The organism is Yersinia sp. 2553 StPb PI, assembly GCF_052217105.1.
Classification (GTDB): domain Bacteria; phylum Pseudomonadota; class Gammaproteobacteria; order Enterobacterales; family Enterobacteriaceae; genus Yersinia; species Yersinia enterocolitica_E.
Genome location: NZ_JAZGPX010000002.1, coordinates 1609094 through 1633345, shown reverse-complemented (window position 1 = coordinate 1633345; position 24252 = coordinate 1609094). Strand labels below are relative to the sequence as shown.

Below are 24252 nucleotides of genomic sequence, written 5' to 3'. Positions count from 1 at the left end.
AATAAGAATACTAGCCATGTCTGATTTCATTCGTGGTTTTCGCCCTGACTTAATTTTGGTAGCCATTGCGGCGGCACAACGGCCATTTTCCCTCTCCAGGATACGTCGATGCTCGGCCTCAGCGACGGCAGCTAATATCTGGTGGCCTACTGTACAAGCGCCTATTGATTAGCGTATGTGTAATAGTATAACATTACATTCGTGCTATCCAATAAGGAGCTATAGATGTCTAAAAAATATAACTGCCTATCCATAATTGCATTGAGTGTTTGTGTTTCATTGATCAGTTTTAAATCATTTGCGCATGGTAAACATAGCCACTCACATGAGCACCATCAATCGGATGCTGCACGCACAGCAAGTGAAGGCATCTTTGTAGACAAAGATGTTAAGGATAGGGGGCTGAGTGATTGGGATGGGGTCTGGCAATCGGTTAATCCCTATCTGTTAAAAGGGGATCTGGATTCGGTACTCGTTAATAAAGCGAAAAAAAATAAAGATAAAACGGTTACAGAATACCGAGAGTATTACCGCCGGGGCTATCATACTGATATCATTATGATTGGCATAGAGAATAACACTATTGATTTTCACACCTCAGATGCCGTTAATTCATGTAAGTATAGCTACTCTGGCTTTAAAATAATGCACTATGACTCAGGGAAGAAGGGAGTACGCTATTTATTCGAATGTAAAGATGCTAACTCAAAAGCACCAAAATTTGTCCAATTCAGTGACCATATAATAGAACCACAAAAATCCCATCATTTTCATATTTACACGAGCAATGAGTCGCATGAAGCATTGTTTAAAGAAATGGATAACTGGCCAACGTTTTATCCAATCACATTAGGCAAAGATGAAATAGTTCACGAGATGTTGCATCACTAAAGTTAGTGTTGTCGATTATTTCCAGTAAGAGAAGACCATGCATCCGCATGGTCTTTTTGTATGTTATTCAAGCGAGCATTTGGGTCGATAGGCCAAACATTGACCGATTTGATTTTGTATTCGTCGCAGATGAGTGACGCACACAGCTACATACACCCGCTATTCTCATGGTTATCCGGTAGGATGCATGGCGACTAAATCTCAAAATGTGATATTTATAAAACATCTTTTCATTAAAATTGAAATTTTGTTTTTAGAGTGCTATGTTCTGCACAGTCAAGTCTAACTATCACACCCAATGGGCCACAGCTCATTGGCGCAAAGGAGAGAACATAATGAAAATTGCACTGATGATGGAAAACAGTCAGGCAACTAAAAACGCCATCATTCTGAAAGAGCTGAATGCTGTAGCCTCGGAAAAAGCGTACCCGGTATACAACGTGGGCATGAGTGATGAAAACGACCATCACCTGACTTATATTCATCTGGGGATCATGGCCAGCATTCTGCTCAATTCTAAAGCAGTGGATTTTGTGGTTACTGGCTGTGGTACAGGCCAAGGCGCAATGATGTCGTTAAACATCCATCCAGGTGTTGTATGTGGATATTGCATCGATCCTGCTGACGCTTTCCTGTTTGCTCAGATCAATAACGGTAATGCATTGTCACTGCCATTCGCCAAAGGTTTTGGCTGGGGTGCTGAATTAAATGTGCGTTATATCTTTGAAAAAGCGTTTACTGGCGTGAAGGGGGAAGGTTACCCGCTGGATCGTAAAGAGCCGCAGGTACGTAATGCGGGTATTTTGAACCAAGTGAAAGCTGCGGTAGTGAAAGAAAACTATCTCGATACACTGCGCTCTATTGACCGTGAATTAGTGAAAACCGCAGTAAGCGGTGCACGTTTCCAGCAGTGCTTCTTTGATAACTGCCAAGTTGAAGAGATTAAAGCTTTCGTGAAAGAAGTACTGGCGTAACGATAGCCTCGAGTGTTGAAGAATAAAACAAGGCTCCTGAACAGGAGCCTTTTGCTTATTTGATTCCGCTAGAACACTTAACGACTACTTACACCGCGGTCTGCTAACACTTAGGCGCTGCCCCTTGTGGTGGCAGATAGCGTAGTGGATCAAGTGCGGTTGCTCGGTAACGGATTTGGAAATGCAACATTATCGTGTCTGTTCCGGTGCTGCCCATCGTGGCTATTTTTTGTCCCGCTTTCACATCTTGAGCATTGTTCACTAGCATGGTGTCGTTATGGGCATAAGCGGTGATGAAATCCTCACCGTGTTTAATCATTATCAGGTTGCCATAACCACGTAACTGATTCCCGACATACACGACTCGCCCTTTGGCCGACGCGTAGATTGGCTGCCCACGTTTAGCCGTAATATCAATGCCTTTATTACCACCGTCGGCGTTGGAGTAGCGCGATATTATTTGGCCACTGGTCGGCCAGCGCCAGCATCGATTAGCACCCGGTGGTGGTGTCGATGCAGCGAGTACAGTATTTGAGGATTTACGCTTCGTTGATGCCAGTCGCCCGGACGCCGCAGAACTGCTGAGCTGAAGTTTTTGCCCAACCTCAAGTCTATAGGGGGGGCGGAGCCTGTTGATGCGGGCAAGGTCACTCACTTCGCTATCACTGATCCATGCAATAAAATAAAGTGTGTCACCTGACTTAACGGTATACGATTTATCGTTATAACTGCCTTTTGGCAGTTTGGTGTAGTCACGATTGGATTTGTTTGAGCACCCAGCCAATAGCAAGACAACCATTGCGTATACCGCCAACCATGGCCACAACTGCATTCTACTTTTAGTGTTCAAAACTTTTCCTTTATCGCCGTGATATCAAACTCCCTCAGCCAACTATATTAACATTTGAACTATAAGGTTCAAAAGCCTGTGTAAGATTATCGTTTAGGATTGGTGGTAATTGGCAGGCTAAAATGGCTCACAATTTCTTGTGAGACGGGGGAAACCCATAGAATTGTGTAGATTAGTGGCTTCTTACGTATTACCGCTTTCCAATGGAGTGCAGCACTCTGGCAGAGAGTCGCCTTTGCTGCTTACGGTTTACTAGCCATGATAATGATGGGCTGAAAGGCATGTAATATTTATAACTATTAATATACCTAAGCCTACTTATGTCTTTGCTATGAATTATCTGTTTGTTATTAAATTAACTTCATTCAATAAGTATTAATATATCTATAAATCAAAGTGTTTTTTAATTGGCTTTTATTAAACTACATTTTTTAAATGTTGACGATCAATGCGAGAAATATACTGACTTTCTGTGTTGCTTGTCTGGCATTTTTATTCTAGATTTAAACTGAAAACAATATAAGACATGGTGGTTGATTTATATTTAATTATTAGCTGACTTGTTTTTATTCTTTGTGAAAACTATGGTGCTAAATTTAAACTAAATAAATAGGGTGTTTATTATGTCAGATAATATGGATTGTTTGTTTTTAGATTCTCGTTTTGGATCATTACAAATGAGTTACTCAATTGATAAAAAACAAATTCCGCTTCAATCACATCTAATAGATTGTTTTTAATTATCTTTTAATAATCTAATTATGAGGTGAGTTTATGCAGAACAATAACGTATCAACCAAACGCAGCCCGTCAATAAAAAAACTGGGCATTATGACACTAGTGGTAATGAATATTGTGGCAGTGGTCAGTCTAAGAGGGTTACCTACCGAAGCGGAGTATGGATTAAGTTCTATTTTTTACTATCTGTTTGCTGCTGTATTCTTCTTGATCCCGGTCTGTTTGGTGGCGGCTGAATTGGCAACCGGTTGGCCGGAAAAAGGCGGAGTATTTCGCTGGGTAGGCGAGGCTTTTGGCCCGCGCTGGGCATTTTTAGCCATGTTTATGCTGTGGACTGAGGTGACGGTATGGTTCCCTACTGTCCTGACGTTCGGTGCGGTTTCATTAGCTTTTATTGGCCCCGACCAGACATGGGATCAAGCACTCGCGGCCAATAAATTCTTTGTGCTCGGGATTGTGTTGTGTATTTATTGGTTTGCGACCTTTATTGCCTTTAAAGGGGTGGAAACCTTTGCCAAGGTCTCTAAATGGGGGGGATTGATAGGCACCATCATTCCGGTAATTATCCTGATCATATTAGGTTTTTCATATTTGATTGGTGGAGGTACCTCGCAAATAGAGTTGTCATGGGATAACGTTGTTCCTGACTTTTCTAATTTCGATAATGTGGTTTTAGCCGCCAGTATCTTCCTGTTTTATGCTGGGATGGAGATGAATGCCATCCATGTCAAAGATGTAGAGAACCCGCAGAGAAACTATCCCATCGCTATTATGTTGGCTGCTTTAGGGACTGTACTTATTTTTGTCTTGGGCACGTTAGCCATAGCTTTTGTGATCCCCGAGTCTGATATCAATCTGACGCAAAGTTTGTTAGTGACTTATTACGACCTGTTTAAGTGGGCCGGTATCGAATGGCTAGGGCCGATAGTGTCATGCTGTCTGGCTGTGGGGGTATTAGCAGGTGTAGTGACATGGGTTGCCGGGCCTTCATCCGGGTTATTGGAAGTGGCTAAGGCCGGATACTTACCGCGCTGGTGGCAGAGTATCAATAAAAATGGTATGGCGACGCATATCCTATGTGTTCAAGCACTTATTGTTACCTTGCTATCTATCTTGTTCGTGGTACTTCCCTCAGTTCAATCGGCCTACCAGATATTGAGCCAATTGACCGTCATCCTGTATCTCATTATGTACATGTTGATGTTCAGTGCGGCTATCTACCTGCGCTTTAGTCAACCAAACCGACCACGGCCTTATTGTATATCTGGCGGTAATGCAGGGATGTGGATTATTGGTGGTACAGGGCTACTGAGTTCGTGTATTGCTTTCATCTTTAGCTTCATTCCACCTAGCCAAATTGTGGTGGGTAGCCCCAAGGAGTATGTCGCTATTTTGATCGCATTAGCCTTGTTCTTCTGCATGGTACCTTTGGTGATTTATGCACTGCGCAAACCTCATTGGCGTGATGAAAACTGTGATTTTGCCCCTTTTACCTGGGAGCGAGACCGTGGGCATCCCGGAATCCCGACCACTAGTGCAATTCATACCAGCGATGCAGTAGCAAACAGGTAATACCCATAAATTGGCTATCGGCATTATCAATCAAAATCATAGATCCGTCATATGTCAGTGAGCTTTTCAAAAAAAACATTATGACTGCAATGCCTAACAGGCTAACGTCTTCTATTTATATCAACACCCGCTTTTGGCTGTGAATTCACTCGATGGATGCATCACATTGGTTAGATCGCTCTGCGTTTTCCATGAATTGGCTGAGCATAAAATCTTAATGAAAAGCCCTGAGGGGCTTTTCATACATACGCATCTGCAAACTGTTAATTACCACATCAAATCATCGGGCACTTTGAAATCGGCATACGGATCTTCTCCATCTTGCTCTTCCTGACTAAGCGCACTATTTAATACAATACTGTTCGCATCTCGCTGCGCAATTTTATCGGCTACGCTCGCGGGGATAATAGCGTATTCACTCTCGCCACTGTTCTCAACAACCAGACGAGCAATGGCGAGACGACCACTAATCAGCTGAGCTTGAGTGAGCTTATCCACAACTATTTTTTTAATTAAATTATTATCTGTGAAGTTAAAACCAATATTGCCTTTTGAAATATCGATTCTGTTCATTTCAATGAGCTGTTTCACCTGAGCTTTATACTCTTTAGATAAAGCCGCTTGTTTTTGTTGTTCGCTTAGTTGTTTATCACGCTCAAGTTGTTCTTTTTTATTTTCATCCACAGCCTCTCTTGCCTCACGAGCCTGAGCTCGTGATTTCTTAGCTGTTCTTTGGACTTTGGCCATTTTTTTGCTGGTCACTAATCCAGCTTTTAGCATCTGCTCTTGTAAGGTGAGTTTTGTCATCTTCGTTCCTAAACCAGTTGAATAATTTGTGGGATTATACCTGTAATTTTTGAGTCTGTTCCAGATTGCAGGACCTGATCACGGTATTACTTGAGTTTGGAGGGGGTTATCAGAGGCTGGTGGGACCTGCTCTCAGGATTCGCCAGTCGGTTTAAAATTCGGTATCATCCGCTCCCACTCTTCATCCGGGTAGCCTGATGTCTAAGATAATCGATACCTTTATTGCCCCGCCGTGTCATGACAAGATAGAGACTCTCTATCAGGACGATCACCTGGTTCTTATCAATAAACCTGCGGGGCTGCTTAGCCTCTCGGGGAAAAATCCGCAAAATCTGGATTCGGTGCATCATCGGTTAGTACAGATATTCCCCGGCTGTACCCTGGTTCATCGCCTGGATTTTGGCACTTCCGGGCTGATGGTGATTGCCCGCAATAAGGCTATAAATGCCACCCTCTGTCGACAGTTCAGCCAGCGCACCGTGACCAAAGTGTACAGCGCACTGCTCTGCGGACATCTGGATGACAACGAAGGGATGATAGACGCAGCGATTGCCAAAGACCCGGCACTGTTCCCGCTGATGTCGATTTGCCCAATCCACGGCAAGCCGGCTCGCTCCTACTATCGGGTCGTGGAGCGCTTTTATCATGAGTTGGAAGATGGGACGTTACTGCCATTAACTCGGGTACAGCTAACCCCAGAAACCGGGCGTACTCATCAACTCCGCATCCACTGTCAGCAGTTGGGCCATCCCATTTTGGGCTGTGACCTGTATGGCGGTCGCCTGCTGCCAGGTACCGAACGGACTCCACGGCTGATGCTGCACGCCAGTGAGTTGCATTTTGTTCATCCCATCAGTGAAGAGTGGGTCAAAGCCCATAATTCCAGCCCGTTCTGAAAGCGAAAGTTTCTATTACGATGCCACCCGGAGTATCTCCCCCATCTTATTTAAACGGGTATTACCTGTTGTTCTGGTCACATGTGTGCTGAAAGTACCGCTCCAGCCGAGGCTTTTGCGTCGTTGACGCAACGAGTGCAATGTCATTGGGCCGCATGGATTATCACGACCCGGAAATAGGTGCAGCCGATATCCTGTCAAACTATGGCGCGTTCTGAGCATTTTGACGGTTTGAAAGGGAAGGGGAATAGCATGTTATCTGCGGATTGTTATCCACATACTTATTTTAAACTGCGCTTTCACGAGACAAGATGAGACATTATGAAATGAAAAATCCACGCAAATGCGTGGATTTAATGGTATTTGTTATTTTTCATGAGACTCAGTGAATCCTCATGAAACAACAAAAATGATTTAGACGTTGAACAAGAAGTTCATCACGTCGCCATCTTTTACGATGTAATCTTTACCTTCTGAACGCATTTTGCCGGCTTCTTTCGCGCCTTGCTCACCCTTGTAGGTGATAAAGTCCTCGAAAGCGATAGTTTGTGCGCGGATAAAGCCTTTCTCGAAGTCGGTGTGAATTTTACCGGCAGCTTGTGGTGCAGTTGCACCTATCGGGATGGTCCAGGCACGCACTTCTTTTACACCGGCAGTAAAATAGGTTTGCAGGTTCAGCAATTCATAACCGGCACGGATCACACGGTTCAGACCGGGTTCTTCAATACCTAACTCAGCCATAAATTCAGCGCGGTCTGCATCTTCCAACTCAGCAATATCAGACTCAACTGCGGCACAAACGGCAACTACCACAGAACCTTCCGCCGCAGCGATGGCACGCACCTGATCCAAATATGGATTGTTTTCAAACCCATCTTCATTGACGTTAGCAATGTACATGGTTGGCTTCAGGGTGAGGAAGCTCAGATAACGGATGGCGGCTTTATCTTCAGCACTCAGGTTCAACGCACGCAGCATGCCAGCATTTTCTAAATGTGGCAGACATTTTTCCAGCGCTTCCAGTTCCGCTTTAGCGTCTTTATCACCGCCTTTAGCTTTCTTCTGAACACGATGCATTGCGCGTTCACAGGTTTCCAGATCGGAAAGTGCCAGTTCAGTGTTGATGGTATCAATGTCATCAACGGGATCAACTTTACCGGCAACATGGATGATGTTGTCATTTTCAAAACAACGTACCACATGACCAATTGCTTCAGTTTCACGGATATTGGTCAGGAACTGGTTACCCAGGCCTTCGCCTTTGGATGCACCCTTAACCAGGCCCGCGATATCGACGAATTCCATCGTCGTTGGCAAAATACGCTGAGGTTTAACAATCTCGGCCAGTTGGTCCAGACGCGGGTCCGGCATTGGCACCACACCCGTGTTGGGTTCAATGGTGCAGAACGGGAAATTAGCTGCTTCGATACCCGCTTGTGTCAACGCGTTGAACAGGGTGGATTTACCAACGTTAGGCAGGCCCACAATACCGCATTTGAATCCCATGTTTTATATCACCTTAAATAACTTAAAAATCAACTCGTTAGGGTTAACGTGCTGATGTAATCAAAATTTATGTCGCCATTATACACATTCTGACGATTTATCTCGATCATGCTGTTTCGTCGCCGCAAGGGAACATGCTGTGAGAGCGAGTAGGTGATTGATTTTTCTAACTCTGTGTCCGAGATCACGCTTATGCCATCTTAAGTTTCCTGATAAATGTCCGATAACTAGTTATTACAGTCCGCATACTGAATTTGGGTAATTCCAATGGAAATGAGTATCTATAAATGGCTGATCGTCATCTTGTTCGGGGGGATGGCGGGTATTGTGGGAATGCGTTTTCTTACCGCAGATGTTGAGCCTGCCGCCCCCTCCTTTGCCGAGTTGGTTGATCAATATGGGGTGGAAATTGAAAGTCACTCGGGCAAGAGCGTTAGATATGTGGGGTACAAAAAAAATACCCTTTATGAAGATTTCGACAGCATCCAGTTGAAATTTACCGCAGTAACCGACAAGTTTGAACGCAGCCACGACTTATCGCGCAACAAAGGAAAGGCATCAGATTGGGATTCGCTTTTTTGTAGCGATAAATTGAGTGATATTGCGGGCGAATATGATGGTAAAAGCAACAATTTTCTCGGGCGGGTGAGGGTGATATTTTCAGGTGTGGTATTGACCGGTGAGGGACAACAGGGGATTAATGCGCTGTGCAACAAAAATGAATAACAACTAATACAGGCACCCCGGCTTATGTTCGTTAGCCGGGGAACCGGGCCAGTATTATACGCCGGCCTTAAAGGAATGCAGGCGATTCATTGCCTTAGTGATGTCTTCTTTTAGCAGTATTTCAGTACAGCGGATAGATTCATCAATAGCCTCGTCAATTAAGGTTTGTTCACTGATTGGTGGCTTACCCAAAACAAAACCGGTGACTTTACTTTTATCACCCGGATGGCCGATGCCGATGCGCAAACGATAGAAGTTAGGGTTATTCCCCAACCTGCTCTGAATATCTTTCAGGCCGTTATGGCCACCGTTACCGCCACCTAGCTTTAATTTAGCCACGCCCGGCGGGATATCCAACTCATCGTGTGCGACTAAAATCTCTTCCGGCAGAATACGGTAAAACCCAACCATTGCGGCTACGGCCTTGCCACTGAGATTCATAAAGGTAGAGGGTACCAACAAGCGAACGTCTTGGCCTGCCAGATTTAGCCTTGCAGTGTAGCCGAAGAATTTACCCTCTTCTTTCAGTGGTTGATTATGGCGCTGCGCCAATAAATCCACATACCAAGCACCTGCATTGTGGCGAGTTTGGGCATATTCAGCGCCCGGATTTGCCAGCCCAACGATTAATTTAATACTGCTCACGTCGCCATTCGCTATAACTAAAGGAATTAAAGTGCCATAGTTTACCTGTCATAGCGCGTAATAACAAAACTGCTAGCATGAATTTATTTAGAGTGAATAGTTCAAGATGTGAATAGTTGCCTGTATGTATAATTCAAATTCAGTGCCAAATGTCTGGATTATGTAAAGATTTGTTGGAATATATTTGCCAGTTGTGATCACAAGCGCAATACCTTCCTCGCAAGCCTGACTATACTTAGTTATTAAGTGGACATGAATAATCGCATTAAGCAAGCAGTTTTAGCGTTCGGCTCAGTGGTTATTTATTGGCAACCTAGGTGGAGGTGGCATATGAAACGTAAAAGCGCAGCAAGGGTCGGTAATGTGCTGATGGGATTAGGTTTGGTTACCATGGTCGTAGGGGTAGGTTACTCAATCCTGACAGAGGTATCCCAACTGGGTCTACCGCAATTCTTTGCCCATGGTGCCGTGATGAGTATTTTTGTCGGCGCACTGTTGTGGTTAGTTGGCGCGCGTATCGGTGGGCGTGAGGAAGTTGCGGATCGTTATTGGTGGATTAAGCACTTTGACAAGCGTTGTAATCGCAACCAGCGTCACTCCTAGCGAGCAAGGCATCATTAGCGACTAATTACAGCGAAGCGGCAAACATAGACCTGTTTTCTTGGCTTTTTAATTGAGCTGATGTGCAGGAGGGGTAAATGACGGCTCAACGAGCGATAAAACAAACACCTATTGATCAAGAACTCAGCGATCGAGAGTAGAAAACCCGTTGTCGCATCTGCTTCAACGGGTTTTTCTTTATCTGCTTCAATTTATGCATTGCATAGTATCAATTCGTTATGAACCCCATTCGTGATGCCCACCAAGTGACCTATCGCGAAAATAGCTTAATGGCTAACTGCGGCCAGATAGCACCGCAGGGATATCCACAACCTAATACTGATTAATGCTCAAACATCGCAGAGATGGACTCTTCATTGCTGATACGGCGGATGGCTTCAGCCAACATGCCTGACAGGGTCAGAGTACGCACATTTTTTAATGCCTTGATTTCAGCTGACAACGGAATCGTGTCACAAACAATCACTTCATCGATAACAGAATGTTTGATGTTTTCAACCGCATTACCAGAGAAGATCGGGTGAGTCGCGTAAGCAAATACACGCTTGGCACCACGTTCTTTCAGGGCTTCCGCTGCTTTACACAATGTGCCACCGGTATCGATCATATCGTCAACTAACACGCAGTCACGGCCAGCAACGTCACCGATGATGTGCATCACCTGAGAAACGTTAGCACGTGGGCGGCGTTTGTCGATAATCGCCATATCAGTATCGTTCAGCAGTTTTGCAATGGCTCTGGCGCGAACAACGCCGCCGATGTCTGGAGAGACAACAATTGGGTTTTCCAGATTCTGCTGCAACATATCTTCCAGCAGGATTGGGCTACCAAATACGTTATCAACCGGAACATCAAAAAAGCCTTGGATCTGTTCAGCATGTAGATCCACTGTCAATACGCGGTCAACCCCAACACTTGAGAGAAAATCGGCAACAACTTTGGCAGTGATCGGTACACGGGCAGAACGCACACGGCGATCCTGACGAGCGTAACCGAAGTAAGGAATAACAGCAGTAATACGTCCTGCGGAGGCGCGACGCAGGGCATCAACCATGACAACCAGTTCCATCAGGTTATCGTTCGTGGGTGCGCAGGTGGACTGGATGATGAAAATATCACCACCGCGTACATTTTCGTTGATTTGCACGCTCACTTCGCCGTCGCTAAAACGACCTACAGCGGCGTCACCAAGACTGGTGTACAAACGGTTGGCAATACGTTGTGCTAGTTCCGGGGTGGCGTTACCAGCAAAAAGCTTCATATCAGGCACGAGAAGAACCTCAGGCATGCGTCCAGAGAAGATATTGTCATATCAGTAATCAGGGGCGATTATTCATACTGATTGCAATATACATACGGGTATTTAAAGCCAAAACACGGTGAATAACCGTCATCATTCAAATTACAGGTGTGTCGACTGTTCTCGTTCACCCGCATCACTTACTCATGTAAGGTTATCGGGATTCGCTCGTTTGCCGCTTTCCTGCATCTTGAAATCTATTGGGTACAAAACAGCATTATGAACCGGCTTTCAATCAAATGAGACAGGTATTTTCAGAACCCAAGGTTAGTAGAGCCATTACATCGACCTTACATAACGCTGTAAATCGTTATCTGCACTCACAACTTTCAATTTTCCCAGAGCGCGCACGATGCAGTGGCGAAACATTTACACCACGAGCAACAAAACCATGCAACCACTCCGGGGCAATACTTAACACCTGTCGGGCCGATGCCTCAGTGTCGAATTCTGCAAACACACAAGCACCGGTTCCGGTAAGGCGTGACGGAGCGTATTCTAACAGCCATGAAAGAGCCTGTTCAACCTCGCGAAAACGTTTTCTTGCGATCGGTTCGCAATCATTTGCGTACGGAGTGCTTAAAAGCGCCGCCAGTGGGCGAACTGGCGTATTTCTTTTTAATTCAGGATCAGAAAAAATAATTGGTGTTGGGATGCTTACACCGGGGTGTACCACCAAATACCACTTCTCTAAAGGCTCCGCAGGTTGCAATTTTTCGCCAATTCCCTCAGCAAAGGCAGCATGTCCACGAACGAACACCGGCACATCGGCACCTAATGTTAGGCCAAGAGTGGCCAATTTCTGATCAGAGAAACCACATTGCCACAGTAAATTGAGTGCAACCAGTACCGTAGCGGCATTAGATGAACCACCACCCAGTCCTCCCCCCATTGGTAGGCGTTTATCAATACTGATATCTGCCCCACGAGGTACTTTTACCGTGCCGGGCTGTTGTTGTGGCAATTGTTGTTGTAGAAATTGTTGTTGTAGCAATCGCGCCGCGCGAATTATCAAGTTCTGTTCGTTTTCTACGCCTGCAACTGGCGTTAATAAGCGAATCTGATTGTCATCTCGCGGCACAATAGTTAGCTGGTCGCCATAATCGAGAAACTGAAACAGGGTTTGTAAGTCATGATAACCATCGGCCCGTTGCCCGGTGATATAAAGAAACAGGTTTAATTTGGCCGGTGAGGGCCAGACATGTTGCTGCGTGCTAACCATGTTATTTGACAGTCCAATTATCCATTTTTAGCTTAATTCGCTGCCCGCCCTGGCTCAGTTCCATGCGGCTCGGCAATGCTGGCGTCACTTGAGTGTTGTATTCCTGATAATCAACCACCCACGTCATACCATTTTGTTTATAAGTCACTTGCTTCAAACGGTACTTATCATCAAGGATGAAATCAGTGGTATCACCGGGTAACCCTAAAATCCACTGACGTAAGCTTTCCAATGGAATGGACATCCCCGTCAACTTTTGAATCATTTCTTGTGGGTCATCACTGACATAGCGTTTGCCTTGATTATCGGTCAACTGGGTAACGCCTGGTTGTACCACCAATTCCAGTTCTGTGCTGCCCAATGGGTTGGTCAGCAGTAGGCGATAGCGCTCAGGTGTAGTTTGTTGCCAGAAAAAGCGCGCATAGACTTTTTGTTTTTCAGAAATATACGCAAAGGCACCCCGGGTCTGGAATTGGCTCAATTGCTGTAATTGTTGCTCATGTTGACGCCACTGTGGCGATGTCGGACTGGTCGCCGGACCGGTCGGTGGCGTGGTGCTACAGGCTGCTAGCAACAGCGTTGCTAAAGGGAGCAGGCGATAAAAACTGATTTTATACATCGACATATGGCTATAAATCCTATCGGTCGCACGGATATCATTGGCGACGCGTCTTTGATGAGGTCATGTTACCGATAAATAATAATTTTTGATAAAACAAATTATTTGATACCTAGCTAATTGGTATCTGAGGTGCTCACGCTAACGGGCTGAAGGCTGAGCGTCAATATCTTGTTCTATTTTGTACAGGGTTTACGCAATATTGTTGTACAGCAGATAACCAATTTCTGATCATAATTTATGATAATACTTAGGATATTGCACTGTGACTTTTATTGAACCCGCGCATCAAGTAGAATGCGGTTCAGACGAGAATCCATACTAACATCAGTATTACTCGAAGCCGTTCTCATGACTCTGCTTGCATTAGGCATTAATCACAAAACTGCGCCTGTATCTTTACGTGAACGAGTGAACTTTTCACCGGAATCTATCGACCAGGCGCTTGTCAGCTTGCTCCAACAGCCGTTGGTGCAGGGCGGTGTCGTATTGTCTACGTGTAACCGAACTGAGTTGTATCTCAGCGTAGAGCAGCAAGATAATCTGCATGAACAACTTATTGCCTGGCTTTGTACCTATCACAAACTCAGCCCGGACGAAGTGAAAAAAAGCCTGTATTGGCATCATGGTAATGATGCCGTCAGTCATTTGATGCGTGTTGCCAGCGGGTTAGACTCACTGGTATTAGGCGAACCCCAAATTTTGGGGCAGGTGAAAAAGGCCTTTGCTGAATCTCAGCGTGGTCAATCGCTGTCTGGCGAGTTGGAGCGGTTGTTCCAGAAATCTTTCTCGGTTGCCAAACGGGTTCGGACAGAAACAGATATTGGAGCCAGTGCCGTTTCGGTTGCTTTTGCTGCCTGTACTCTGGCACGTCAGATATTTGAGTCGCTTTCTGAACTGAATGTGCTGTTGGTGGGGGCTGGGGAAACCATTGAGCTGGTGGCTCGTCATCTGCGTGAGCATCAAGTCAAGCATATGATTATCGCTAACCGTACCCGTGAGCGAGCTCAAGTGCTGGCGACAGAAGTGGGGGCCGAAGTGATTACTTTGCCGGAAATTGATGCTCGATTGGCCGATGCCGATATTATTATCAGTTCAACGGCCAGCCCATTGCCTATTATTGGTAAGGGAATGGTCGAACGTGCTCTGAAAAGCCGCCGCAATCAGCCAATGCTGTTTGTCGATATCGCCGTACCACGGGATATTGAGCCAGAAGTGGGTAAACTGTCTAATGCCTATTTATACAGTGTTGATGATCTGCACGCGATTATTCAGCACAATATGGCACAGCGTCAGGCCGCTGCGGTGCAGGCCGAATCAATAGTACAGCAGGAAAGCATGAATTTTATGGCCTGGCTACGTGCGCAGGGGGCGGTTGAAACCATTCGTGATTATCGTTCTCAGGCCGAACAGGTTCGTAGTGAGATGACCGCTAAAGCATTGGCCGCCATTGAGCAGGGTGCCAATGTAGAACAAGTGTTGAATGAGTTGGCCCATAAGCTCACTAACCGCCTGATTCATGCTCCTACCAAATCCCTCCAGCAAGCCGCCAGCGATGGCGATATGGAGCGGTTGCAATTATTACGCGACAGCCTTGGGCTGGATCAGCATTAGTTTCCTCTAATTACAGGGTTTAAAACCACGGATGAAGTCTTCTATTGTTGCCAAACTGGAAGCGTTACAAGAGCGTCACGAAGAAGTGCTGGCGTATCTTGGCGATGCCAGCGTTATTGCCGATCAAGACCGTTTCCGCGCGTTGTCACGTGAATATGCGCAATTAACGGATGTCACCCGCTGTTTTAAAGAATGGCGCAGCGTGCAAGATGATCTCGAAGCCGCAGAAATGATGCTGGAAGATCTTGAAATGCGCGAAATGGCTCAGGAAGAACTGAAAGAAGCAAAAGCGCGCAGTGAAGAGCTGGAACAGCAGTTGCAAGTGTTGTTGCTCCCTAAAGACCCTGATGATGAGCGTGATTGTTTTCTCGAGATTCGTGCCGGGACCGGTGGTGATGAAGCGGCTATTTTTGCTGGTGACATGTTCCGTATGTACAGCCGTTATGCCGAAGCACGCCGCTGGAAAGTTGAAATCATGAGCGCCAGTGAGGGCGAGCATGGTGGCTATAAAGAAGTGATTGCCAAGGTCTCTGGTGATGGGGTGTTTGGTCAGTTAAAATTCGAGTCAGGTGGTCACCGTGTGCAACGTGTACCCGAAACCGAATCACAAGGCCGTATTCATACCTCTGCCTGTACCGTCGCGGTAATGCCTGCCATTCCTGAAGCTGAGATGCCGGAAATCAATGCCGGTGATTTGCGTATTGATACTTTCCGCTCGTCTGGTGCCGGTGGTCAGCACGTTAACACCACCGATTCGGCAATCCGTATCACCCATATTCCAACGGGCTTGGTGGTGGAGTGTCAGGATGAGCGCTCGCAACATAAGAACAAAGCCAAGGCGATGTCGGTGTTGGGTGCACGTATCCGTGCCGCAGAAATGCAAAAGCGCCAATTGGCAGAAGCTTCCGAGCGCCGTAATCTGCTTGGTTCAGGTGATCGCTCTGATCGTAATCGTACCTATAACTTCCCACAGGGCCGAGTGACCGATCATCGCATTAACCTGACCCTCTATCGCCTAGATGAAGTGATGGAAGGCAAACTGGATATGCTGATTCAGCCGATTGTGCAGGAATATCAAGCCGACCAGCTCTCTGCGTTGTCAGAGCAAGATTAATGGACTATCAGCAGTGGCTGTCGTTAACGGCAGCCCGTTTCAGTCAGAGTGACAGTCCAAAGCGCGATGCCGAGATTCTATTGAGTTTTGTCACCGCAAAGGCGCGTACCTATGTGTTGGCTTTCGGTGAAACTAAGCTGACAGCCGATCAGTTACAGCGATTGGAACAACTGGCAACCCGGCGTGAGCTGGGGGAACCTATTGCTTATCTGGTTGGGGAGCGCGAATTCTGGTCATTGCCACTCAGTGTTTCCTCCGCCACTCTTATTCCACGCCCTGACACCGAATGTTTGGTTGAACAGGCGTTGGCACATCTGCCAGCCACTCCTTGCCATATTTTGGATTTGGGTACCGGTACCGGTGCTATTGCTTTGGCGTTAGCCAGTGAGCGGCCAGATTGTGCTGTGGTGGGTGTGGACATCCAAGCCGACGCTGTTGCACTGGCTCGCCATAATGCAGAAAAGCTGGCCATAGATAATGTACATTTCCTGCAAAGTAGCTGGTTTGACGCGGTCGACGGACAATTTACGCTGATTGTTAGCAATCCTCCTTATATTGATGCCGATGACCCGCATCTGAACGAAGGTGATGTCCGCTTTGAGCCTCACAGTGCGCTTGTCGCACCTGCCGAAGGGATGGCTTCACTGGACGAGATTATCCGTCGTGCGCCGGCTTATTTAGAGGCGGGAGGCTGGTTAATGTTGGAGCATGGCTGGCAGCAAGCCGATGCAGTACAGAAATTACTTAAAAACGCCGGATTTAGTGCTGTAATGACGTATAAAGATTATGGTAATAATGATCGTGTTACTTTGGGGCAATGGATCGGCTAATCAAGAAAAATCTGATTTTGTGCGGCATTTATTCGGCAACAAATAAAAAAAACGATAAATATTTAACATAGATAAGGAAGCGAGAGTCATGTGGGTTGATTATATCGCCATGAAGTATTTACATTTACTCACAGTAGTTATCAGTATTACGCTGTTTGTATTACGTTTCTTTTGGAAATGTCGCGGTTCGGCTATGATGGATAAGCGCTGGGTAAAAATAACGCCACATATCAATGATACGTTGCTATTTGTCAGCGGTATTGTACTGATTTTTATCACCGGATTTTACCCTTTCAGTCCGCAAGGAACATGGCTGACTGAAAAGCTGTTTGGCGTTATTATCTATATCCTGCTTGGCTATGTCGCATTAGGTAAGCGAACCCGCAGCCAGAATCGTCGCTGGCTTGCTTTCATACTCGCATTGGGTTGCCTGTATTTGATTGTCAAACTGGCAACAACTAAATTACCACTGCTGATGGGATATCTATGAGTAGCATTGCTGATTTCGAATTTAACAACGCGTCCCTGTGTGATGGGGTGTTATTGGTTACCCAGGAGATTCGACAGAATTTTCCACTGGTTGATGTACGCAACCAATTACAACAGCTCGTTGATGATGCCCGGGCTGCGATGCCCGCCAATCTCAATCAGGATCAGCAATTAGAAGTGCTTATTGATCTGTTTTACCGTAAATGGAAATTTGGCGGTGCTGGTGGCGTTTATCGCCTGTCAGACGCTATCTGGCTTGATAAAGTGTTGGATAAACGTCAAGGGACGCCAGTATCGCTGGGCGTCATTTTCCTGCACATCGCCCATCAACTGGATCTACCTTTGATGCCAGTTATCTTTCCAACTCAATTAATTCTTCGGGCTGATTGGTTAGATGAAGAAATGTGGCTGATTAATCCGTTAAACGGTGAAACGCTTAATGAACATATGCTAGAAGTGTGGATTAAGGGCAACCTGGGTTTGAGCGCCGAACTGGAAGATGAAGATCTGGAAGAAGCGGAAAACACCCTGATTGTTCGTAAAATGCTTGATACATTGAAAGCGGCATTAATGGAAGAGAAGCAGATGGAGTTGGCATTGCGCGCCAGTGAAGCGGTATTGGCTTTTGACCCCGATGACCCCTATGAAATCCGCGACCGTGGCTTGATTTATGCCCAACTGGATTGCAACCATATTGCTATCTCTGATTTAAGCTATTTTGTTGAACAGTGCCCGGAAGACCCGATTGCTGAAATGATAAAAATGCAGATCCACTCCATTGAGCAACAGCGGGTGACATTGCACTGATCTCTTTTATACCGCGGTTGTATGGTAGCCATGTCTTGCGGCATAACCGTGGTAATTAATCTCGATTTACCCTTTATAAAGGTATTAGTATGAAACAGAAAGTGGTTAGCATTGGCGATATCAACGTAGCGAACGACCTACCTTTCGTGCTGTTCGGCGGCATGAATGTGCTTGAGTCGCGCGACCTGGCAATGCGCATTTGTGAACATTATGTCACGGTGACCCAAAAGTTGGGCATTCCTTATGTGTTTAAAGCCTCGTTCGACAAAGCCAACCGTTCTTCAATTCATTCTTACCGTGGTCCCGGTTTGGAAGAGGGGATGAAAATCTTCCAAGAGCTGAAACAGCAGTTTGGTGTCAAAATCATCACCGATGTGCATGAAGCCAGCCAGGCAAAACCGGTGTCCGAAGTGGTTGATGTTATTCAATTACCGGCATTTTTGGCGCGTCAAACTGATTTGGTTGAAGCTATGGCCCGCACTGGCGCGGTTATCAACGTGAAAAAACCGCAGTTTGTCAGTCCTGGGCAGATGGGCAATATTGTCGATAAATTTAAAGAAGCCGGTAATGATCAAGTGATCTTGTGTGATCGCGGCAGTAACTTCGGTTATGACAATCTGGTGGTTGATATGTTAGGTATCAACGTTATGGTCCAGGCGACTGGCGGTCATCCAGTTATTTTCGATGTGACTCACGCATTACAATGCCGTGACCCGTTTGGCGCAGCCTCCGGTGGCCGTCGTGCTCAAGTAGCTGAACTGGCGCGTGCTGGCATGGCCGTTGGTTTGGCAGGGTTGTTTATCGAAGCGCACCCAGAGCCGAACAGCGCCAAGTGTGATGGTCCGTCAGCTTTGCCATTAGACAAACTAGAACCGTTCCTGGTGCAGATGAAAGCTATCGATGATTTAGTGAAGAGTTTCCCGGTGCTGGATACCAGCAAGTAAAAAGTGTTCGCCGGTAATATTTGAATAAAGAAAAGGCAGTGTAGGTAACTACACTGCCTTTTTTGAAAACCGTAATACTCATTCAAAGGGACTAACCTCTTACGCGTAAAGCCTCCAGCGCTTCTGGCAGTGACCCATAAAAACTCAACTTGCCTTCAATGGGCTGCACTCTGGCTCTTGCCAGCGTCTTCAGCGGCTGGAAAGGAATATCCGTGATAACGAGCTGTTGTTGCTCGCCCAGCGCCTCTGTGAAGCGTAGGAACGCATTTAGGCCACCGGCATCCAGAACCGGTACTGCATCCCACTGCAAAATAATGGTTTGATAATTCTCACAACGGCTGAGTAACTCATTAAATATCCGCTCTGCGGCAGCGAAAAACAGTGGCCCGTTCACTCGCAATACCAGCGTATGCTCATCAACAGCCGCGGGTATCTCACTCAGGCGCGTCATGCGCGCAATACGCCGCATAAACAGCAGTGAGGCCAACACAATACCCACTGTGATTGCAATCACCATGTCAAATAATACCGTCAGGCTCATGCACAACAACATCACAATAATGTCATCTTTAGGCGCTCGGCGCAGGAGGTCAACGACTTTATGTGCCTCACTCATGTTCCAGGCCACAATCAGTAGCAGAGACGCCATCGCAGCTAAAGGCAGATAAGACAACATCGGTGCCAGTACCAGTAACGCCAGTAAGACCAACAGTGCGTGGATGATGGCTGACACTGGTGAGGTTGCACCTGCGCGAACATTAGCCGCAGAACGAGCAATGGCGGCAGTCGCAGTGATCCCGCCAAAGAATGGCGCAATGATATTCCCCAGTCCCTGACCGACTAACTCACTGTTGGAGTGATGCTTTTGTCCTGTCATACCATCAAGTACGACGGCGCAGAGCAATGACTCAATTGCGCCCAGCATTGCCATAGAAAAGGCTGCGGGCAGTAATGCAGAGAAGGTTGCCCAGTTCAATACAAATGGCTGACTATTGGCGGCAGGTAAATTCCACGGCAAGACAAATTGCGGCAGGATGGGGGGAATACCGTGGCCTTGGGTGCCATCGGCCAGTAAATAGCCAAAGCGCGAGCCGATAGTCGCCACTTGATGATCAAATAGCGATAACACCGCCATGACGGCAGTACCCGCAACCAATGCCGGTAAGTGACCCGGTAACTTTAATTTTAACCGTGGCCAGAGTATTAATACCAGCAGAGTGACGGTTGCAATTAGCGTATCACTGAGGTTGATGGTTGGCATTGCTTGAGCCAACGCGGCAACTTTACCAGCATAATTTTCCGGCACTTCTGTCAGGTGCAGGCCAAAGAAATCTTTCACCTGCATGGTGGCAATGGTGATACCAATACCTGAGGTAAAACCGAGGGTGACGGACAGCGGGATATATTCAATCAATCGGCCAAGTCGCCCTAGGCCCATAAATAATAAAAATATACCGGAGATCAGTGTAGCCAGCAGCAAACCCGCTAAACCAAACTGCTGTGATACCGGATAGAGAATAACCACAAAAGCGGCAGTGGGGCCGGATACGCTATAGCGGGAGCCGCCGGTGACCGCAATAACAATACCGGCAATAGCGGAGGTATATAAGCCGTATTGTGGTGGGACACCACTGGCAATAGCCAGTGCCATCGCCAGTGGGATAGCAATGATACCGACAGTGACACCGGCAATTATATCTTTGAGAAGTCTTTGAAGTGTATAGGTTTCTCGCCAGCAAGCGTCAATAAGCGCGCTGAACGGCCTAATGCCGTTAATTCCGTGCGTTTTCATCTAAGGTGCAAACCAAATAAAGAAAAGACAAAATAAATGGCGGGCCAGTAAGGGTCCGTCTCGAGTAGCAGAACACAACGATACGCCAATTAGGTGACTAAGATCTAGATGTATATCAATCTCAGTCGGAAAATTAGATAACTGTCGGTTTTATAAAGAGGGTTAAATGAACGGATTCATGGTGGACCAGTGCATTCCTCCCCTGAATAAATGAAAAGTGGTTATTATCCCCACTAGCGCCTTCTTTTAGACCCAAGTATCGGAAATTGAAAAATAAGCATCCAAACTAGGGCTGCATCCTGTGTGCGAAATCGAAAGGGGGGTGATTAGGCGACATCTTGTTACATGAATTGAGGGATTGGTCCCATAGTGAAATTATTCAGGAATAAAACCTGTCTCACAGCTAAGATTTGAGTTAGAAACTATGGCTATTAACCATGCTTAATGTTTAGGATTTCCAATGAATATATTCGACGTAAAACGTTACTTAATGTTAGTTGGCAATAAGACAAACCAATGTCAGCCAAAATCCTCGCTGAGAATTCAAAGGATTAATGCTACGCCATGAGCGAATTAGAATCTCTATCGACACTATACCGAGATGCTTGTGTCACCTATGCGACGCTCTCAATCAGTTATTTTGCCTTAAGTAAGAACAGTGCTTTTTCTTACAATGGGGACGTCTGGAAACGTATTCTATTTGGTGTCGCATCGGGACTGGTTTCACTTTATCTGAATCAGGACCAGTGGGTGATTTCAGGTGCGTTTTTCTATAGTTTCGAGTTGATTCCGATTATTTTGGTCACTTTCTATGGTGGTTGGTTAAGTAGCTTGACGGCATTGCTGATTAATTTTGCTTTCACAGGCTGGTTTACCCTCGACAATATTCTTATAACAATAATATTTATTCCGCTCATACTGTCACGAGTCTGGGAGCGAAAAAGCAATCGTATTTTTTATACCGCAATCCTCGCTATTGCGATTTATCGTATGGTCGTTGCTGTATTAGTTGCCCCGCATATTTTGACCTGGGCCCAGGTGATAGTATATCAACTGATTTCCGCGCTCTGTTTGGCTATTTGCTACCATGCACTGAATTTTAAAGAGCGTCATATCTCCGCCTATTTTTCGATGAAAAACCGGGCGAATATTGACAAATTAACCCAGCTAAATAACCGGGCAAGTATTGATTATCGATTAACGGCAATTCACAACAGCCGTCAGGCGTGTGGTTTAATGATTCTGGATCTGGACCATTTTAAGTCGGTGAATGACAGCTATGGTCATGACGGTGGTGATTTACTTCTAACAGAAGTGGGGAAGCTGCTGACGTCAATCATTCGCGATGAGGACTTTGTTGGCCGTTATGGCGGTGAAGAGTTTATTGTTATAACCCGCCGCCACGAACCACAAACGATTAAAGCGGTTGCCGAGCGAATTCTCCAACAAGTTGAGAATCTCGCGGTGGTTTTACCTGACGGACGTAAAATAAAGGCCACCATCTCGATTGGTGCGTCTCTTTATTTGCCTGGAATGTCGATGCTAAAAGCATTAAAAATGACGGATGAAGCACTTTATCAGGCGAAGAAACAAGGGCGCAATCAAGTGGTTTACAGCCGATTAATGCCATTTTCCCCATTGGGAGACCGCATAGATAAAGAGGGGCGCCGCCGTAAGTTGTAGAAACACCTTGGTGGGAATCACGAAAAAGGCTCTGACTTTCGTCAGAGCCTTTTGCTCGAATATGGCGGTGAGAGAGGGGTTCGAACCCTCGATACACTTACGCGTATACACACTTTCCAGGCGTGCTCCTTCAGCCACTCAGACACCTCACCGTTTGTTACCGCGCTAAGCACGGCAACGGGGCGGTACTATAGGGACCAGCAGGCAGATGGTCAAGCAGTATTTACCCGTTGCCATTCATCTGGTTATTCTGCATGCATATAGCGTAAATCACCGGCAAATTATAAGCAATCAACGCCAATTTTTCGCCTGCAGTGGTGAATCAACCATCACATAATCGGCACCGAGATCTTTAGCTAGCTGATAATCTTTTGCAGAGTTTATGCCAATCAGCAAAATTTTTGCATCTTCGCTCTGCTTGAAACAGTCCATTGCCTGTTGATTCCAAACCAATTGGGTCCGGGTTGTTCCTTTACCCAGGGTGAATTTCTCGACGACCTTTACCTCACGTCTTAATTCAAAGGCATAATGTCTATTCTGGTTGCTAATGAATGAATTACCCTTGTTTTTGGCTATTATACATTCATCTGCCATCACCGCAGTAGCTAAAATTTTACGGGTTTTATTACGTGTCTCGAATTTACTTATATAATCAGGTAGCGCATCAAGATATTTTTTCTCAGTAGAATAGAAAACAATGCGGTCAGGTGAGAGAATGCTTTCTCTCATTTCTGTTATGGCATTCGCTATTATTTTTGGATCTACATCAGGAGACTTAATATCTATAGTGAATCTTGCTTTTGGGAACGATAATAAAATATGATGTAATGAGGGGATCTTTACCCCCCATCCGCGGAATGTATACTGATCGTCACTTTTAAAGTGATAGGCCGCATCTAATAACTGTAATTCTTGCCAAGAGTGGTCAGAGACCAGGCCGCTGCCGTTAGTCAATTCGCTCAAATCTTTGGGCCGATATAGTACTAAAACACCATCTTTACTAAGTTGAACCGAGACCCAAATAATATCAGCATTATTTGATAACGCTTTACTGATGGCATGTCGAGTGTTCTCTGGGAAATCGGCTGTTCCTGCACGATGAGCAACGATTAACGGCGAGGCTGATAGGGGGTTAACACACAGGGTGAATAATAAAGAAATAAAATAAAATCGCTTATTTTTCATTTGATACCTCGATATGGGTTATTTCGGATTTATAATATTCCTTATCTTGTAACATGTAATATTGAACTGGAAATAAACCAATTAGTAATAGAGGCATTTAATAAAGTGATTATGTTTATACCCGTCATACTTCAAGCTGCATGTGCGTTGGCTACGCTCAATAATCTGAATCACTTACAAATGTAAGCCCATCGGGATTAATGAGCCTCATCCTTGAGGCTCACCCTACGGGCTAGCATAAATGCTGTACAAATCGGTTCCCGACCGATTTGTATTTCGTTTGCCGTCTTCCTGCAACTCGAATTATTTTGGGTATATATGTCTGAAACGATATTTGGCAGGAAATAAAGCTATCTAAAGGCGAAAAAAAACGGCAATCGGGTTAACAGGTTCAGGTATGAAACCAGACATGTTATCGATTGCCGCT

At 45.8% G+C, this 24252-nt stretch carries 23 protein-coding genes, 1 tRNA gene and 1 pseudogene; 14 read left to right on the top strand and 11 right to left on the bottom strand.

Annotation, left to right across the window (positions count from 1 at the left end):
• Positions 1 to 16 precede the first annotated feature (16 nt).
• The 3 genes from V2A84_RS08760 to V2A84_RS08750 all read left to right on the top strand — a co-directional run bounded on the left by V2A84_RS08760 (position 17) and on the right by V2A84_RS08750 (position 1865).
• On the top strand, positions 17 to 172 hold the full coding sequence (locus V2A84_RS08760; protein WP_193784669.1) for a hypothetical protein: 156 nt from the start codon (positions 17 to 19) through the stop codon (positions 170 to 172).
• Positions 173 to 225: 53 nt separating this feature from the next.
• Positions 226 to 891 carry a metal-binding protein ZinT gene (zinT, locus tag V2A84_RS08755; protein ID WP_083159035.1) on the top strand — a complete coding sequence of 222 codons (666 nt, stop codon included), beginning with the start codon at positions 226 to 228 and terminating at the stop codon, positions 889 to 891.
• 335 nt (positions 892 to 1226) lie between these two features.
• Positions 1227 to 1865, top strand: a complete 639-nt coding sequence (locus V2A84_RS08750) for an RpiB/LacA/LacB family sugar-phosphate isomerase (protein WP_005185124.1) — start codon at positions 1227 to 1229, stop codon at positions 1863 to 1865.
• A 103-nt stretch (positions 1866 to 1968) separates the two neighbouring features.
• Here the strand turns inward: V2A84_RS08750 and actS are convergent, their stop codons facing one another.
• A complete protein-coding gene (gene actS / locus V2A84_RS08745; RefSeq protein WP_193784817.1) occupies positions 1969 to 2697 on the bottom strand; it encodes an amidase activator ActS in 729 nt (242 codons plus the stop codon).
• Between the two features lie 792 nt (positions 2698 to 3489).
• On the opposite strand from actS, the gene gadC reads away from it, so the two are divergent.
• Positions 3490 to 5025, top strand: a complete 1536-nt coding sequence (gadC, locus tag V2A84_RS08740; RefSeq protein WP_102970423.1) for a putative glutamine/gamma-aminobutyrate antiporter GadC — start codon at positions 3490 to 3492, stop codon at positions 5023 to 5025.
• Positions 5026 to 5292: 267 nt separating this feature from the next.
• Here the strand turns inward: gadC and V2A84_RS08735 are convergent, their stop codons facing one another.
• The gene (locus V2A84_RS08735) at positions 5293 to 5832 is read right to left on the bottom strand and encodes a DUF2058 domain-containing protein (RefSeq protein WP_083159033.1); all 540 of its coding nucleotides are present in this window, start codon (positions 5830 to 5832) and stop codon (positions 5293 to 5295) included.
• A gap of 197 nt (positions 5833 to 6029) precedes the next feature.
• On the opposite strand from V2A84_RS08735, the gene V2A84_RS08730 reads away from it, so the two are divergent.
• Positions 6030 to 6728 carry an RluA family pseudouridine synthase gene (locus V2A84_RS08730; protein ID WP_083159032.1) on the top strand — a complete coding sequence of 233 codons (699 nt, stop codon included), beginning with the start codon at positions 6030 to 6032 and terminating at the stop codon, positions 6726 to 6728.
• A gap of 39 nt (positions 6729 to 6767) precedes the next feature.
• Here the strand turns inward: V2A84_RS08730 and V2A84_RS08725 are convergent.
• Positions 6768 to 6983: pseudogene (locus V2A84_RS08725) on the bottom strand (tyrosine-type recombinase/integrase); the annotation flags it as partial.
• Positions 6984 to 7142: 159 nt separating this feature from the next.
• Complete coding sequence (gene ychF, locus V2A84_RS08720; RefSeq protein WP_083159031.1) at positions 7143 to 8234, bottom strand: redox-regulated ATPase YchF; 1092 nt, start codon at positions 8232 to 8234, stop codon at positions 7143 to 7145.
• Positions 8235 to 8501: 267 nt separating this feature from the next.
• Here ychF and V2A84_RS08715 point away from each other — a divergent pair, with 267 nt between their 5' ends.
• Complete coding sequence (locus tag V2A84_RS08715; protein ID WP_102970422.1) at positions 8502 to 8960, top strand: hypothetical protein; 459 nt, start codon at positions 8502 to 8504, stop codon at positions 8958 to 8960.
• Positions 8961 to 9014: 54 nt separating this feature from the next.
• On the opposite strand, the gene pth is transcribed toward V2A84_RS08715, so the two are convergent.
• Complete coding sequence (pth, locus tag V2A84_RS08710) at positions 9015 to 9605, bottom strand: aminoacyl-tRNA hydrolase (protein ID WP_083159030.1); 591 nt, start codon at positions 9603 to 9605, stop codon at positions 9015 to 9017.
• Positions 9606 to 9935: 330 nt separating this feature from the next.
• Here pth and ychH point away from each other — a divergent pair, with 330 nt between their 5' ends.
• A complete protein-coding gene (gene ychH, locus V2A84_RS08705; RefSeq protein ID WP_083159029.1) occupies positions 9936 to 10208 on the top strand; it encodes a stress-induced protein YchH in 273 nt (90 codons plus the stop codon).
• A 340-nt stretch (positions 10209 to 10548) separates the two neighbouring features.
• Here ychH and prs read toward each other — a convergent pair whose 3' ends face one another.
• The 3 genes from prs to lolB all read right to left on the bottom strand — a co-directional run bounded on the left by prs (position 10549) and on the right by lolB (position 13373).
• On the bottom strand, positions 10549 to 11496 hold the full coding sequence (gene prs / locus V2A84_RS08700) for a ribose-phosphate diphosphokinase (protein WP_004390739.1): 948 nt from the start codon (positions 11494 to 11496) through the stop codon (positions 10549 to 10551).
• Positions 11497 to 11836: 340 nt separating this feature from the next.
• Positions 11837 to 12748: a 4-(cytidine 5'-diphospho)-2-C-methyl-D-erythritol kinase gene (ispE, locus tag V2A84_RS08695; RefSeq protein WP_083159028.1), complete on the bottom strand. Its 912-nt coding sequence runs from the start codon at positions 12746 to 12748 to the stop codon at positions 11837 to 11839.
• 1 nt (position 12749) lies between these two features.
• Positions 12750 to 13373 carry a lipoprotein insertase outer membrane protein LolB gene (gene lolB, locus V2A84_RS08690; RefSeq protein ID WP_083159027.1) on the bottom strand — a complete coding sequence of 208 codons (624 nt, stop codon included), beginning with the start codon at positions 13371 to 13373 and terminating at the stop codon, positions 12750 to 12752.
• 345 nt (positions 13374 to 13718) lie between these two features.
• On the opposite strand from lolB, the gene hemA reads away from it, so the two are divergent.
• The 6 genes from hemA to kdsA all read left to right on the top strand — a co-directional run bounded on the left by hemA (position 13719) and on the right by kdsA (position 19165).
• On the top strand, positions 13719 to 14981 hold the full coding sequence (gene hemA / locus V2A84_RS08685; RefSeq protein WP_083159026.1) for a glutamyl-tRNA reductase: 1263 nt from the start codon (positions 13719 to 13721) through the stop codon (positions 14979 to 14981).
• Between the two features lie 31 nt (positions 14982 to 15012).
• Positions 15013 to 16095, top strand: a complete 1083-nt coding sequence (gene prfA, locus V2A84_RS08680; protein WP_005185162.1) for a peptide chain release factor 1 — start codon at positions 15013 to 15015, stop codon at positions 16093 to 16095.
• Complete coding sequence (gene prmC, locus V2A84_RS08675; RefSeq protein ID WP_442848702.1) at positions 16095 to 16925, top strand: peptide chain release factor N(5)-glutamine methyltransferase; 831 nt, start codon at positions 16095 to 16097, stop codon at positions 16923 to 16925. The genes prfA and prmC overlap by 1 nt, the downstream gene beginning before the upstream one ends.
• 88 nt (positions 16926 to 17013) lie before the next feature.
• Positions 17014 to 17415: a SirB2 family protein gene (locus V2A84_RS08670; protein ID WP_005185164.1), complete on the top strand. Its 402-nt coding sequence runs from the start codon at positions 17014 to 17016 to the stop codon at positions 17413 to 17415.
• Positions 17412 to 18221: an invasion regulator SirB1 gene (gene sirB1 / locus V2A84_RS08665; protein ID WP_083159024.1), complete on the top strand. Its 810-nt coding sequence runs from the start codon at positions 17412 to 17414 to the stop codon at positions 18219 to 18221. Before V2A84_RS08670 ends, sirB1 begins: the two co-directional genes overlap by 4 nt.
• 89 nt (positions 18222 to 18310) lie before the next feature.
• Positions 18311 to 19165, top strand: coding sequence for a 3-deoxy-8-phosphooctulonate synthase (gene kdsA, locus V2A84_RS08660; protein WP_005185168.1), 855 nt, complete (start codon positions 18311 to 18313; stop codon positions 19163 to 19165).
• A gap of 91 nt (positions 19166 to 19256) precedes the next feature.
• Here kdsA and dauA read toward each other — a convergent pair whose 3' ends face one another.
• The gene (gene dauA / locus V2A84_RS08655; protein WP_083159023.1) at positions 19257 to 20957 is read right to left on the bottom strand and encodes a C4-dicarboxylic acid transporter DauA; all 1701 of its coding nucleotides are present in this window, start codon (positions 20955 to 20957) and stop codon (positions 19257 to 19259) included.
• Positions 20958 to 21521: 564 nt separating this feature from the next.
• On the opposite strand from dauA, the gene V2A84_RS08650 reads away from it, so the two are divergent.
• Positions 21522 to 22640 (top strand): GGDEF domain-containing protein, encoded by a 1119-nt coding sequence (locus V2A84_RS08650; protein WP_083159022.1) that lies wholly within the window; start codon positions 21522 to 21524, stop codon positions 22638 to 22640.
• A 62-nt stretch (positions 22641 to 22702) separates the two neighbouring features.
• On the opposite strand, the gene V2A84_RS08645 is transcribed toward V2A84_RS08650, so the two are convergent.
• Both V2A84_RS08645 and V2A84_RS08640 read right to left on the bottom strand, forming a co-directional pair.
• Positions 22703 to 22792 (bottom strand) — tRNA-Ser (locus V2A84_RS08645).
• A gap of 139 nt (positions 22793 to 22931) precedes the next feature.
• A complete protein-coding gene (locus tag V2A84_RS08640; RefSeq protein WP_083159021.1) occupies positions 22932 to 23825 on the bottom strand; it encodes a glycerophosphodiester phosphodiesterase family protein in 894 nt (297 codons plus the stop codon).
• Positions 23826 to 24252 lie beyond the last annotated feature (427 nt).

Coding starts and splice junctions, on each gene's coding strand:
- V2A84_RS08760 (WP_193784669.1), top strand. CDS start 17: ATGTCTGATTTCATTCGTGGTTTTCGCCCTGACTTAATTTTGGTAGCC.
- zinT (WP_083159035.1), top strand. CDS start 226: ATGTCTAAAAAATATAACTGCCTATCCATAATTGCATTGAGTGTTTGT.
- V2A84_RS08750 (WP_005185124.1), top strand. CDS start 1,227: ATGAAAATTGCACTGATGATGGAAAACAGTCAGGCAACTAAAAACGCC.
- actS (WP_193784817.1), bottom strand. CDS start 2,697: ATGCAGTTGTGGCCATGGTTGGCGGTATACGCAATGGTTGTCTTGCTA.
- gadC (WP_102970423.1), top strand. CDS start 3,490: ATGCAGAACAATAACGTATCAACCAAACGCAGCCCGTCAATAAAAAAA.
- V2A84_RS08735 (WP_083159033.1), bottom strand. CDS start 5,832: ATGACAAAACTCACCTTACAAGAGCAGATGCTAAAAGCTGGATTAGTG.
- V2A84_RS08730 (WP_083159032.1), top strand. CDS start 6,030: ATGTCTAAGATAATCGATACCTTTATTGCCCCGCCGTGTCATGACAAG.
- ychF (WP_083159031.1), bottom strand. CDS start 8,234: ATGGGATTCAAATGCGGTATTGTGGGCCTGCCTAACGTTGGTAAATCC.
- V2A84_RS08715 (WP_102970422.1), top strand. CDS start 8,502: ATGGAAATGAGTATCTATAAATGGCTGATCGTCATCTTGTTCGGGGGG.
- ychH (WP_083159029.1), top strand. CDS start 9,936: ATGAAACGTAAAAGCGCAGCAAGGGTCGGTAATGTGCTGATGGGATTA.
- ispE (WP_083159028.1), bottom strand. CDS start 12,748: ATGGTTAGCACGCAGCAACATGTCTGGCCCTCACCGGCCAAATTAAAC.
- lolB (WP_083159027.1), bottom strand. CDS start 13,373: ATGTCGATGTATAAAATCAGTTTTTATCGCCTGCTCCCTTTAGCAACG.
- hemA (WP_083159026.1), top strand. CDS start 13,719: ATGACTCTGCTTGCATTAGGCATTAATCACAAAACTGCGCCTGTATCT.
- prfA (WP_005185162.1), top strand. CDS start 15,013: ATGAAGTCTTCTATTGTTGCCAAACTGGAAGCGTTACAAGAGCGTCAC.
- prmC (WP_442848702.1), top strand. CDS start 16,095: ATGGACTATCAGCAGTGGCTGTCGTTAACGGCAGCCCGTTTCAGTCAG.
- V2A84_RS08670 (WP_005185164.1), top strand. CDS start 17,014: ATGTGGGTTGATTATATCGCCATGAAGTATTTACATTTACTCACAGTA.
- sirB1 (WP_083159024.1), top strand. CDS start 17,412: ATGAGTAGCATTGCTGATTTCGAATTTAACAACGCGTCCCTGTGTGAT.
- kdsA (WP_005185168.1), top strand. CDS start 18,311: ATGAAACAGAAAGTGGTTAGCATTGGCGATATCAACGTAGCGAACGAC.
- dauA (WP_083159023.1), bottom strand. CDS start 20,957: ATGAAAACGCACGGAATTAACGGCATTAGGCCGTTCAGCGCGCTTATT.
- V2A84_RS08650 (WP_083159022.1), top strand. CDS start 21,522: ATGAGCGAATTAGAATCTCTATCGACACTATACCGAGATGCTTGTGTC.
- V2A84_RS08640 (WP_083159021.1), bottom strand. CDS start 23,825: ATGAAAAATAAGCGATTTTATTTTATTTCTTTATTATTCACCCTGTGT.